A 13,953-nucleotide genomic window follows, 5' to 3' on the forward strand; every position below is an offset into this window, starting at 1 on the left:
AACAGGATAGTATTTTGCTACCTGATAGGGTGTTATGCAAAATTCGTACCTGAGGGGCATGGTTATGACTTCATGCAAGGATACGTTAAATACGGTAACGGACGTACTTTTTTTTAGTGTTCTTTAGGGAGATGGGGTCAGATGGAAGGCCTGTTTCGCTCGTTGAAACGATGGATATAGTATTCCAGTTTATCCTTTTTTTCCTTGTCGGTCCTGAATTCTTCGAGGAGTTCGTTGTCTTGGGGAAGGATATATTTGCGGAGGTTATAGGCAGACAGGTCGTAGATTTCACCTGTCATGATATTAATTACTTTGACCAGCTGTACGGGAGTACTGATGTTATTAACGGTCATGTCGGCAGGATTAACATAGCCCCTTGAAGACTGTAAGCCGTGCTGACGATAAATGCAGTAATAACCGGTTTCTATGATTCTGTTGAGGCCATTGTCTTTGATGTAGAGATTTCTGCCATCGCAGTAGCCCCAGTAATCTTTGACCTTATGCTCTCCTGCCCCGTCTCTGATGACCAGCTGGTTTTTGTCGGCCAGCAGATAGGTCTGGGCGGCGGAGCTACGGTCTTTTATGACCAGATCGCCATCTTCAGTGGGGGAATTGGTCTGGAAGTCTTTAAAACTCTTATAAAGCCCTTTATTGTATTGTCTTGCGTAGATGATAAGTGCAGAAGGGTCGGCACTGGTACGCGATTCCTGCGCAACGGCCGAAACAGTCATTAAAATGAATCCCCAGAAAAACAACACACTTCTCATGATTACAAATATATCTGCCCGAAGGGCTCAATTGGGGAGAAATAGCTGAATGGCCGGTTTTCTTCTCTATAAAAATTAATTCTGTCTATAAGAGATGTTTTTGGGAGAAATGGCAGGGTTTGCTATAAAAGAAAAGGCCGGGTAAAGACCCGGCCCGACTGAAGGTTACAACAAAATCTAAACCTGCTTATGAGAAAAGTTGAACAGCGGTTAGGCTGTCAGTATTTTAAGACAGGCTGTTATTTAAACAGCTTGTTACAAAGCCATAGCTTGTAACGAATGGTCTTTACTTTCCAGCTGGGAGGTACCCATCAGGAATTCATCCACTTTTCTTGCACACTCGCGACCTTCGCTAATTGCCCATACTACCAGTGACTGACCGCGACGCATATCACCGGCGGTGAACACTTTAGGTATGGATGTCAGGTAATTCTTTTCGGTAGCCCTTACGTTACCTCTTTCATCTTTTTCCACTTCCAGCTGATCGAGCATGCCGGTGTGTTGCGGATGAACGAAGCCCATTGCCAGGAGAGCCAGTTCGCAAGGAATGTCTCTTTCTGAGCCTGGAACTTCAGTGAATTTCGCCGGGCGGCCATCATGACTCAGCGACCATTGGAGGTCTACGATGCGGAGTGCTTTCAGATGGCCGTTTTCATCACCGATGAATTCTTTGGTAGCGATAGCCCACTGACGGTCGGCACCTTCATCATGAGAGGAAGATGTTTTGAGGACCATCGGGAAGGTAGGCCAAGGCATATAATCAGTACGTTCGCCCGGAGGTTTCGGTAATAATTCGAGTTGTGTAATGCTCACTGCACCATGACGGTTGCTGGTGCCCACACAGTCGGAACCGGTATCTCCACCACCAATCACCACTACATTTTTGCCGGTAGCCCAGATATCCTGTCCGTCTACTGGTCTTTCGCCAACGCGTTTGTTCTGTTGTTTGAGGAAGTCCATGGCATAATGTACTCCTTTCAGCTCGCGGCCAGGGATGGTGAGATCGCGTGGAATGGTTGAACCACCTGCAAGCACCACAGCGTTGAATTCTCTCAACAGATCGTTGGCAGGAATATCCACACCGATGTTGGTATTACACTGGAAAGTTACCCCTTCTTCTTCCATCAGTTTCACACGGCGTTCTATCACCCATTTCTCCAGCTTAAAGTCTGGAATACCGTAGCGCAGCAAGCCTCCCGGGGCATCATCTCTTTCGAAAACAGTAACCTGATGACCGGCATAATTCAGTTGAGCTGCAGCTGCAAGTCCGGCAGGACCTGAGCCAACTACTGCAACTTTCTTGCCTGTACGTACGCGAGGCGTTTTTGCCTGTACGTGTCCTTTATCGAAAGCGATTTCAATAATATGTTTTTCTATCTCTTCAATAGCTACCGGAGGCTGATTGATACCCAGTACACAGGCGCTTTCGCAAGGCGCCGGGCAGATACGGCCGGTAAATTCCGGGAAGTTATTGGTAGATGATAAGATATCGTATGCTTCTTTCCAGTCCTGATGATATACGGCATCATTGAACTCAGGAATAACGTTACCCAGCGGGCATCCGCTGTGGCAGAAAGGCACACCGCAGTTCATGCAGCGGGCGGCCTGCTGATTTAATTTATTATCGGCGTAGCGCTCTACAAACTCGTTGTAGTTTTTTGTCCTTTCCCGTGGATCTGTTTTCCCCGGCATCTCGCGTGTAAATTCCAGGAATCCTGTAGGCTTACCCATAATTTTCCTCCACAAGTCCCTTCAGCAAGGGATATTTTGATGATGAATGTTAATTGTTACTATTTACCTACTTTCTGGCTTACTGCTTTCCCTGATTTCAACACAGCCTTGTATTCTTTAGGGAATACTTTAACAAAGTGACGCAGCTGGTTTTCCCAGTCTTTCAGTATAAACTTGGCCACGGTACTATTCGTATAGGCGTGGTGTTTGGTAATCAGGTCCTGGAGGGCGGTTACATCTTCCTGGTCCAGTGGGTCCAGGTCGATCATATCGCGGTTGCAATGATTGGCGAAGTTGCCTTTAACATCATATACATAAGCGATACCACCACTCATACCTGCGCCGAAGTTGCGTCCTGTTTCACCGAGGATAACAGCACGGCCACCAGTCATATATTCACATCCGTGATCTCCTACGCCTTCCGCTACGATGGTAGCTCCTGAGTTACGTACGCAGAAGCGTTCGCCTGCTTTACCGCGGATATAAGCCTCTCCGGAAGTAGCACCATAGAAGCAAACGTTGCCCGCAATGATGTTTTCTTCTGCCTTGAAGCCTGCTTCTCCTGCCGGATAGAGGATCAGTTTTGAACCAGACAAGCCTTTACCGAAGTAGTCGTTTGCTTCCCCTTCCAGTTCCAGGGTCAAACCTTTGGTAGAAAATGCGCCAAAGCTTTGACCTGCTGAACCAAGGAATTTGAAGTGGAGGGTGTCCTCCGGTAAGCCTTCGCTCTTGTAGCGTTTAGTGATTTCGTTTGATAAAATAGTACCGATTGTACGGTCAGTATTTTTAACAGGGAATTGTTGATAAACCCTGAGTTTCTTTTCCAGTGCAGGCTGTGCTGCTTTCAGCAGCTGCCAGTCCAGTACTTCTCTCAGACCGTGGTCCTGCTCTTCCTGTTTGTACAGGCCGGTTTCAGGAGCTGCCGGTTCTTTGAATAAGATTGGAGAAAGATCCAGTTTCTGTGTTTTCCAGTTGCTGATATCTTCACGCATTTGCAGACTATCTACCTGGCCCACCATTTCATTAACGGTACGGAATCCAAGATCAGCCATGATTTCACGCATTTCTTCTACCAGGTAGTGGAAGAGGTTTACTACGTGTTGTGCATCGCCGGTGAAGCGTTTGCGCAGCTCAGGATCCTGAGTGGCCACACCTACCGGGCAGGTATTCACATGGCATTTACGCATCATGATACAACCTTCTACTACCAGTGCAGCAGTAGCAACGCCCCATTCTTCCGCACCTAACAGCGTAGCGATAGCGATATCACGACCTGTTTTCAGCTGACCGTCTGTCTGGAGAACAACACGGCTGCGGAGTTTATTTTTTACGAGTGTCTGGTGAGATTCAGCCAGGCCGAGTTCCCAAGGCAGACCCGCATGTTTGATAGAACTGATAGGAGATGCACCGGTACCACCATCGAAGCCTGAAACCAGTACTACATCGGCATGTGCTTTGGCTACGCCGGCAGCGATAGTTCCTACACCGGCTTTAGATACCAGTTTCACACTGATACGTGCAGCGCGGTTAGCATTTTTCAGGTCAAAGATCAGCTGTGCCAGATCCTCGATAGAATAGATATCGTGGTGTGGAGGCGGAGAAATCAGACCTACACCAGGTGTAGAGTGTCTTACTTTCGCGATCCATTCATCTACTTTATGACCAGGTAACTGGCCACCTTCGCCTGGTTTCGCACCTTGTGCCATCTTAATCTGCAGTTCATCTGCATTGGTAAGATATTCACTGGTTACACCAAAACGTGCGCTGGCTACCTGTTTGATGGAAGAACGCATAGAGTCGCCGTTTGGCAGCTGCTCGTAGCGGATTTCATCTTCTCCCCCTTCACCGGTATTGCTTTTAGCACCTATGCGGTTCATGGCAATAGCCAGTGTGGAGTGTGCCTCATGTGAGATGGAACCGAAGCTCATCGCACCTGTTGCAAAACGTTTCAGGATCACGTTTGCCGGCTCTACTTCATCAATAGAAATAGAAGGACGGGTACGCTTGAAAGAGAACATGCTACGCAGGGTACATGCTTTCTCCGCCTGATCGTTGACAGCTTTAGAGTATTTTTTAAACACGCTGTAATCTCCCATACGAGTGGAATATTGCAGCAGGTGTATCGTATTAGGATTGAAAAGATGGAATTCACCTTTACGTTTCCACTGGTATACACCACCTTCTGTGAGGCGTTGTACCGGTGTTTCCTTACGGCCATAACCTACCCAGTGTTTTGCCAGTGTTTCACGGGCAATATCATCTGTAGTTAAGCCCTGGATGCGGGAAACAGCACCAGTGAAATATTTATCAACCACGGATTGGTTGATACCGAGGATCTCAAATATTTGTGCACCCTGGTAAGATTGCAGGGTAGAGATACCCATTTTGGAGAATACTTTCAGCAAGCCTTCACATACGGCTTTGATGTAGTTTTTCTTCAGTTTGTCTGCATCCTGATCGGTATCCAGCTTGCCATTCAGCTTCATATCGCGGATGGTGCTGAGTGCCAGGTAAGGGTTGATAGCGGTAACGCCGAAGCCCAGGAGACAAGCAAAGTGATGTACTTCCCAGATATCACCGGCTTCTACGATCAGTCCTACCTGACCACGATAACCTTTTCTGATCAGATGGTGGTGAACGGCAGATGCAGCCAGGATAGAAGGAATAGCCGCATGCTCTGAGTCGATCGCACGGTCAGACAGAATGATTACCTCAAAGCCATCTTCCACCGCATCTACCGCATAGCGGCATAATCTCGCCAGACCTTTCTCAATAGAACCAGGTTTACCATCCGCCTTGAAATAGGTATGCAGGGTTTTAGCCTGGAACAGACCGGTATCAATACTGCGGATTTTCTCCAGTTCGTAGTTATTAAGAATCGGGTGATTCAGTGCTAAGCCGTGGCAGTGCAGTGGATCTTCATCCAGCAGGTTACCATTGTTACCAACGAAAGTGGCCAGGGACATCACCAGTTTCTCTCTGATAGGGTCGATTGGCGGGTTGGTAACCTGGGCAAACAACTGCTTGAAGTAGTTACAGAGATGTTGCGGCTGGTTGCTTAATACAGCCAGTGGCGCATCTGTACCCATAGAACCGATAGGTTCCTTACCATCGATGGCCATTGGCGCAATGATAGTGTTCAGGTCTTCTGTAGTATATCCGAAAGCACGTTGGTATTTAAAGATCTGCTCATGTTCCAGGTGAGTAAAAGTTACACGAGGTTCAGGCAGTTCTTCCAGGCGGATTTTATATTTATTCAGCCACTCGCCATATGGTTGCTGAGAGCAGATCTGTTGTTTCAGCTCTTCATCACCAATGATACGGCCCTGCTCCATGTCTACGATAAACATTTTACCAGGTTGCAGGCGGCCTTTTTCTTTAACATTTTTAGGATCGATCGGTAATACACCTGCTTCAGAAGCCATGATTACGCGGTCGTCTTTGGTAACTACGAAGCGGCTTGGGCGAAGACCGTTACGGTCCAGCGTAGCACCGATGATCTTACCATCTGTGAAAGAGATAGAAGCAGGACCATCCCATGGCTCCATCAGGGAAGCATGGTATTCGTAGAATGCCTTTTTAACCGGGTCCATATCCTCATTGCCGTCCCATGCTTCCGGAACCAGCATCATCATTACATGAGGGAGGGAACGGCCGGATAAAGTCAGCAGTTCAATTACGTTGTCGAGGCTGGCAGAGTCGGACTGGCCTTCTTCCACGATAGGAAGCAGCATTTCCATTTCTTCAGCACTGAAATATTTGGAAACGAAATCTCTTTCGCCGGCACGGAGCCAGTTGAGGTTACCTTTTAAAGTATTGATTTCACCGTTGTGTGCGATATACCTGTAAGGGTGCGCCAGGCGCCAGCTAGGGAAGGTATTGGTTGCAAAACGGCTATGGATCAGCGCAAATGCTGACACCATTTTCTCGTCGGAAAGGTCCGGGTAATAATGACGTACCTGGTAGGTAGTCAGCTGACCTTTATAAACGATGGTTTTAGTAGAGAGTGAAGCAACGTAGAACAGCGCCTTTTCTTTAGGAACGGTGTTACGTACTGTTTTAGATACGTAGTTGCGGAGTACGTAGAGCTTACGTTCGAATGTCTCTACATCACTAATATTAAAAGGACAGGCGATAAATACCTGTTCGATTTCAGGTTCTACAGAGAGGGCGCTTTCACCGATACCATCGGGGCGCACAGGCACCTTGCGGTAGCCAAGAATTTCCAGGCCCAGCTTTTCCGCGCTGCGTTCCAGGATTTCACGGCACTCTTCGCGCCAACGAGGTTCTTTAGGGAAGAAAATCATCCCTACACCGTATTTACCAAATTCCGGTAAACGAATGCCCAGCTTCAGACACTCGTCATACAAAAACTCATGTGGCAGCTGAAACAGGATTCCTGCACCATCACCAGTGTTTTGCTCACAGCCGCAGGCTCCGCGGTGTTCCATGTTCTCTAACATGGTAAGCGCATCACTAATAATATGGTGGGATTTACGCCCCTTAATATGGGCGGTAAAACCTGTTCCGCAGGCATCATGTTCAAATTCAGGACGGTATAAACCTTGCGTTTGCTTCACTTCATCCATTGATTTAGATTTTATTCTTAGGCACACTTTCCCCATGTGACTTGCGCCGTTGGGTGATGGTGTACGATATGTTTCGGGAACGGTTTAAAGATACTAAAGGAATGCGACTTTTTTTATACAAACTTTTGTTATAGTCCTAAAATTTAGAAAAATTGAAAAATTCTTTGAAATGATTTGAATTTTTTGAAAAAAGATGGGTGCGAGGGTATCCCCCGGACATTGCGCTGACAGTGACTTCCCGCAAATAGAAAATTACCCGGTACCCGTTAATGGGAAAATTGTACCTGAATCTATTAAAATATCATACAGTGGCGGCTTTCCACCGTTAAAATTATCTAGTTATGTTAAAAAATATAATAATGAGAGGATAATAATATATGTATGTTACTTGCTCCCTGTGTCTACCGGAAAATCTTCCCAAAATGTTTTGCAATGACTTCGGAACCTATACCTTTGAACCGAAGCCAACAGTAATTAGTAACCTATATCTACATGCTATGTCAATCAAATTCCTTTCTGTCACGCTCCTGTTATCAACCATGGCAATAGCCGCTGCAGCACAGGACGCAACCTATGCACAGGATACCGCCGCCGTTAAAGAAGTAAAAACGGTCAGGATCAGCCTAAGTGAAAGCAAAAGAAATTTACAGTCTGTTTCCGGTCAGCCATTGGGGAAAATACAAGTGGTGCAGTACCTGTGGGATAGCACCCACATCGGTTATGCGCAGAAAGGAATGATGAACAGTATGGTAGTGGCCATTCCTGAATTGGATGCTACCAGCTGGATGCAGACACATGTGAATAACGCCTACGGTCACTTATACCAGCCCGGCGGCATACAGGTACTGATGGTGGTAGAAGCATTGCGCATCGCGGAAAAAACAGGTGCCATGAGTGAAAAGGCTTATATCCACTTTAAAGGCACTACCTACGGTTCCGCTGATGGAGAAAATTATAAGGAACTGGCCACTGTGAATATCGTTAAATCAAACGGTGGCATGGATGTTACGCATAAGCATAAGTCCAATATTGCCAATGCAATACAAGAACTGGTAGATGCATCTGTAGCCGGACTCGGCAACCTGGCATCCTCTTCGTCTCCTGCCCTTTCCCGTCAGGGTATCCTCGCTATTTATGAGGCCAAACGCAATGTACCGGCACTGAAAGACTCCCTCAAAGAAGGTGTATATCTCACCTTTGCTGATTTTAAAAATAACCAGCCAACAGCAACAGATTTTGAATTTAAAAAAGAAAAACGCAAAGTTTTTGTAGCTGATAAAAGCGGTAACCATATTGAATGCTGGGGTGCAGTAAAAGCTGGGGTCGTATTCAAAAATGTGGGCTACACCGTAATGCCGCTCTCTAAAAACCAGGATGGTTACATTCTTACCAAATACCTGGACAATGCGAAGAAAAGAAATTCGGCAATCATATGGTCTGCTTTCGGCGGAGGTGCAGCGAGCGCTGTAGTGGCCGGGACGGTGCAACTGATAGTTGCTGACGCATTTCCGGATCTGAATCCGCAGCCAGCCGGCACAGCTATCGATATGGAAACCGGTGCATTAATTTTTTAACACAAAACTACTTTTACACGTTTTAATACGATCGATTTAGCTATCTATGCCCGGAAAGAAGAATTTTAAAACCTTAATGGTTATTGCACTGGTATTAGTTGCAAAAGTTGCAATGGCGCAAACAGTGGATACCGTTTTATCGCGAAAAATCACGCTGAGTGACACTAAAAAAGACATTAAACTAAATCCAAAATACCCTGTTGCCGGGATAGAAGTAACGCAGTTTTTATGGGATAGCCTTCATCTTGGCTTTGCTCAGGTAGGCCTTCTGAACGATCGCGCTGTTGCGGTGCCGGATAAACCTGTCACCAGCTATCTACAGGACTATACCCAATCAGCATTTGGTCATCTGTTTAAAAACGAAGGCCTGCGTATGTTATGGGTAATTGAAGCACTCCGCGTGGGTGAAAAGACTAACCCTATGAACGAAGACGGCTTCTTCAGGTTCAAAGGCACCTCGTTTGTAACAAAAGATGGAATCAGCTATCTGCCTGTATTTACCTACGATATTGTTACCAGAAGCGCAGGTATGGATGTTACGCATAAGCATAAAAATCATATTGCGTCTGCAATGGATAAACTGATGCAATTAAGCATGGATAAACTGGACTCTGCTTTTGCAAGTAATGGAGGCATGTTTACGCACGAGCAAATTATGGGGCAATACCAGCAAAAGCGAGCCTTGCCTATTCTCACCGAAAAAATGAAAGACGGTGTATATCTACAGTACAATGATCTGAAAAATAATACACCTGCTATCACCAGTTTTACTGTTGAAAAAGTAAAACGGAAAACGCTGGTGAAAGACTCCACAGGCAAGACAATCGACTACTGGGCTGTGGTAAAAGGTGGGGTGGTGTATAAATACGACGTGAGAGGATTGATTGCGCTGGAAAAATATCAATACGGCTATATAATTTCTTCCTACATCGGTAATGCGCAGCGACTAAATACGGCTGTTGCGTTTGGGGGCGGAATCCTGGGGGCGTTGGCCGCTGGAAAAGGGTCAACATTGATTCTTCCGGCAGATGCCTATCCCTCTTTGTTTATACAGCCAGAGGCAACGGCTATCGATATGGAAACCGGTGCATACATCTTTTAGTATGCACCGGTTGTCCGGTTATTGTTCAAAGAAGATGTCCACCTTATTTCCGTTCAGGCGTATACGTAGTGGCTCACTGGCCAGACTCTCATTCTGTAATCTGTCGAGCGCCGTAAGCACATAAGTGTAATCCTTCCCTTTTACATAGCTGCGGTCTTTATACTCCGGATCGGAGGTCTGTGGCAGTATGGCTAAGATCTTGGTCGGATCAGTCAGGTTGATGCTCTCGTTCTGTTCAAATCTATATAATACATATTGTTTGGTATGGCCGGTGGTATCACCGTCAGACCAATGGATTTCCAGGTAGCCGGGACGCTCGAAGGCGTCATCGAAATAAGGCGACTCAGGAGCCATATTAGGCAACCAGTCCATCGTTGGACGTAAGGCCGGGTATTTATAAAGATGATAGCGTAATGTGTCTTCCAGGCCCAGCGGATTGCCGGCAAAAGATTTCGCACTATAGAAGAAGCTGCCTTGTACAGTATTGAGGGTACGCGCTTCTTCAATCTGGGAAGGGATCTCATTCGGATTCTTCCAGATGGCATTGCTGTTGATTTTGTATACGCCATGCCCAATATACACCTGGCGGCCATAACCATGCTGACTCCACCAGTTCAGCAAAATCTCGTAGTCAACCAGCCTGTGCCCTCTCTCCCAATACAGTTGCGGCGTTACATAATCTATCCATCCCTTCTTCAGCCATTTCACCACGTCTGCATACAGGTCGTCGTAGTTCGACATGCCTCCACGGGTATACGAACCTTCGGGATCGCGGTCGCGATTGCGCCATACACCAAAAGGACTGATACCAAACTTTACGTAAGGCTTTTCTGCTTTGATGGCTTTGCTCAGCTTTTCGATGATAGCGTCCACATTGGCCCTGCGCCAGTCGTCTTTCATCATGTTGCCGCCATAAAGGCGATAGGAAGTGTTGTCAGGGAACTCTTTTCCCGGAACACGATATGGATAGAAGTAATCGTCGAAGTGAATGGCATCCACATCATAGCGTTTTACCACGTCTTTGATGATAGAAGTAACATAGTCGCGCACTTCCGGTACGCCAGGGTCAAAATATTTCTTGCCATCGTAGGTTACGAACCATTGTGGCTTCAGACGTGTGATATGATCCGCGGCAATGGTGCTGCGACTAACGCTAAAGACTGCACGATAAGGATTGAACCAGGCATGAAATTCCATCCCGCGCTTATGCGTTTCCTCTATCATGAACTGTAGCGGATCATAATACGGAAAAGGCGGTTTGCCCTGCTGTCCGGTGAGGTATTCGGACCATGGTTCATACTGCGAAGGGTAGAATGCGTCAGCGGCAGGTCTTATCTGAACAACCACTGCATTCATACCGTTTCGCTGCATCTGGTCCAGCAGCGTAATAAATTCCTGCTTCTGCTGGTCCGAACTCAGGCCTCTCCTGGACGGCCAGTCGATGTTTTCGACCGTGGCTACCCAAACGGCTCTCATTTCCCTTTTGGGCGGTAATTGCGCCCAGGCCTGCTGCATAATGCCCATCAGTAAGATCGCACCAGCTAATAATTGCTTCAACATCTGCCTTGTTTAAATACGTATACTGCGAAAATAGGAAAACCCATTGTGAGAGACCCTAATTATTTGATTACTAGTCTACACGTATAACGGAGATGTTGTTCTGTTTACTATATACTGTTTACAATTTTATGTTGAACTTTAATTCTTTTTTCATGGTGAGCAGTGCTTCCGCATTCCCGATAGCGTCATCAACGGGGTGATGGGTATGCTTGCGTACGCGGAGGTGTTTGAAGTTTTTGGATGCATCATTGACCAGTCCTTTGTACAAACTGCCGAGGTTCTGGCTGCTGTGGCCAAATGGATTGGCGCCGGTAAAATGATGCAGGTACCAGCAAATGAACATCCAGTCGAAACCGTTATTATCGCTGATAAACCTTGGCTGGCCTTTGTGGGCTTGTTTTTTCAGCCATGTGCTGAAATTTTGCATTACCCTGGCAGGGTCTTCGAATGTTAAAGTTTCTTCCCTGGAAAAGCCGGAAACGGCGAGTGCTTCGGGAATAAATTGGGAAGAAATAGGTTTCAGTTGTCCGTAAAAAGTTTCGCTGAGAGATTCTTCTACAACAACAGCTCCAAAGCTAATCATGGAATAATCGCCGGGAATCGGGCCATCGGCCTCGATATCGACCATAATGTAAGGCATAAAAATAAATATTTGGGTTTAACAAATCAGCCGCAAAGATATAACTATTCTCCTTTTTCTACAGACACCTTAAAGGTATCATCTGGTTTTTGCTTGTTTTGATATTCGGCTGGAATCGTGGAGGAGGCGCCGTTTCGGTGTGCAAAATAGTTGGGCGACATGATCTCCACGCCTGCTTCGTTAAATTTATCCTGAATGTTTTGGTGAAGCTCAGAATATATTTCAGGCATGAGTTTGACCTGATCTGTGTAGGCGTTGATTTCGTAGGTAACGGCAAAATCGCCCAGCGCTGTCTGTAAAACAAATGGGGGCTTGTCTTTAGAGATATGTTCAGTGGCGAGGGCTGCGTTGATCAGCAGTTCATGTACGGTTTTCCAGGGGGCGTCATAACCAATAGTCACGCTGGTGTGCAGTATCAGACCAAGATCTTTGCTGGCAGAGGAATAATTGATCGTATGTCCATTGAGTATACTGGCGTTTGGAACGGTGATCTCTTCATTTGTAATCGTCCTGAGTCTTGTTACCAATAACGATTTTTCTATGACCACGCCGGTTATCTCCCCTATTTTGATCTTATCTCCTATCTTAAACGGACGCATATACGTAATTACAAAACCCGCAATGATATTGGATATGGCAGAAGATGATCCAAGAGAAAACAGGATACCCAGGAATACAGAAACCCCCTGAAATATTTTAGAATCTGCTCCTGGCAGATAGGGAAAGATGATCACAAACATGAATGCGTACAGCAGAAATTTTATGCCACTGGCGGTAGGTCTTGCCCAGTCGGCATAAAACCCTTTGATCACAAAATTGCCGATAGCTATTTCTTTGGCGAGGTAGTCCACCCCTTTTACTATATACCTTGTTACTATGTATATTACAATTATAGTCAATAATTTAGGCAGATAATGAAGCACGCTGTTCAAAATAGATCTGACGGGCGCGAGTGTCCATTGTATGAGGCTATTGGCGATACCTTTTGTCCAGGGGAAGATGCTGAAGATAATGGGAAGCGTGAGATAGAACATCAGCAGCACGATAACGATGCGGACTATACGAAGTGCGCTGTAGGCGACGTTCAGCTGTTTCTCTGGGTTCAGGATGGCGTAGCCCTGTACTTTCAGCCCTTTGAAGTAGCGTTCTTTTTTTTCGTTTATGCGTTTCCGTATGCGACGAAATACGCGGTTAATAAGATATACCAGTCCGGCGAAAACCAGCAGTATAGCGATGAGTAGTCCGATTCTTATGAGCAGGCTTTTCCAGCTGTTTTCTTCCTGGTACTTTTCTATGGAGGCGGCAATGGCTTGTATACGGGCTTGTGCCAGTGCCGGTTTGTCTTTGTCCATCCACAGTGCATCATCATTGGTGATGGTGGAAAGGATAATCTCTCCATAAACAATATCTATATTATTTTCATTATTGATAGCCAGAATAGAATCTTTACTGAACATGGGATCATCGGCCAGTTGCCGGATTTTACGTTCGGTATTGGCGGCTCTTTCGCTGGGTAATAAGGGGCCGAGTTTATTGTAGACGTAGTAGAGCGTATCTTGGAACGGGACAACCGGAATACCTTTTTGCGTGGCGCGCAGGCGCTGTATGCGCTGTAGCTGCTGTTGCTTTTTCAGGGAATCGGCCTGCTGAAAGACGGCCAGTTTTTCCTGTAATTCTTTTTGTTTTTTGAGATCATTGGAGGATTTGAGCGACTCAAGCTGGTTGAGCATGGTCTGTTTCTCCGTGGAATCAGCTTTGATAATGGAGTCGGTTTCCCGCAGCCAGGCCGTTGTGATGACCAGTTGGGTGTCGGCTGCAGCCTGATTTCTGGCTTTTACACTGTCTGCCTGTGCCTGGGCGTTTTGTCTGAAAGAGCACAGTATACACGTTATAATAACGGCGCATAAGATTCTCATTCCCGAAGCTTTATCTTAAAATACGGAAAATTCTTCAGGGAGAAATGGCTTCGTAATAAAAATCAGTGAGTTGT

The 13,953-nt window shown here is 46.2% G+C and carries 8 protein-coding genes; 2 read left to right on the top strand and 6 right to left on the bottom strand.

The features are described from left to right. Positions 1–137 precede the first annotated feature (137 nt). The 3 genes from F3J22_RS02900 to gltB all read right to left on the bottom strand — a co-directional run bounded on the left by F3J22_RS02900 (position 138) and on the right by gltB (position 7,087). Positions 138–767, bottom strand: a complete 630-nt coding sequence (locus F3J22_RS02900; RefSeq protein ID WP_167014107.1) for a hypothetical protein — start codon at positions 765–767, stop codon at positions 138–140. Positions 768–1,022: 255 nt separating this feature from the next. Next, a complete protein-coding gene (locus F3J22_RS02905; protein ID WP_167014109.1) occupies positions 1,023–2,498 on the bottom strand; it encodes a glutamate synthase subunit beta in 1,476 nt (491 codons plus the stop codon). Positions 2,499–2,557: 59 nt separating this feature from the next. Then, on the bottom strand, positions 2,558–7,087 hold the full coding sequence (gene gltB / locus F3J22_RS02910; RefSeq protein ID WP_167014111.1) for a glutamate synthase large subunit: 4,530 nt from the start codon (positions 7,085–7,087) through the stop codon (positions 2,558–2,560). A 497-nt stretch (positions 7,088–7,584) separates the two neighbouring features. On the opposite strand from gltB, the gene F3J22_RS02915 reads away from it, so the two are divergent. Beyond that, a complete protein-coding gene (locus F3J22_RS02915) occupies positions 7,585–8,661 on the top strand; it encodes a hypothetical protein (RefSeq protein ID WP_167014112.1) in 1,077 nt (358 codons plus the stop codon). Between the two features lie 76 nt (positions 8,662–8,737). Further along, on the top strand, positions 8,738–9,763 hold the full coding sequence (locus F3J22_RS02920; protein ID WP_167014114.1) for a hypothetical protein: 1,026 nt from the start codon (positions 8,738–8,740) through the stop codon (positions 9,761–9,763). Positions 9,764–9,781: 18 nt separating this feature from the next. On the opposite strand, the gene F3J22_RS02925 is transcribed toward F3J22_RS02920, so the two are convergent. From F3J22_RS02925 to F3J22_RS02935, 3 genes are all read right to left on the bottom strand, one after another. Then, positions 9,782–11,323, bottom strand: coding sequence for a glycoside hydrolase family 10 protein (locus tag F3J22_RS02925; protein WP_167014116.1), 1,542 nt, complete (start codon positions 11,321–11,323; stop codon positions 9,782–9,784). A gap of 118 nt (positions 11,324–11,441) precedes the next feature. Next, positions 11,442–11,963 carry a 3'-5' exoribonuclease domain-containing protein gene (locus tag F3J22_RS02930; protein ID WP_167014118.1) on the bottom strand — a complete coding sequence of 174 codons (522 nt, stop codon included), beginning with the start codon at positions 11,961–11,963 and terminating at the stop codon, positions 11,442–11,444. Between the two features lie 44 nt (positions 11,964–12,007). Continuing rightward, positions 12,008–13,879, bottom strand: a complete 1,872-nt coding sequence (locus tag F3J22_RS02935; protein ID WP_167014120.1) for a mechanosensitive ion channel family protein — start codon at positions 13,877–13,879, stop codon at positions 12,008–12,010. Positions 13,880–13,953: the final 74 nt, after the last annotated feature.

The organism is Chitinophaga sp. Cy-1792 (genome assembly GCF_011752935.1).
Lineage (GTDB): Bacteria > Bacteroidota > Bacteroidia > Chitinophagales > Chitinophagaceae > Chitinophaga.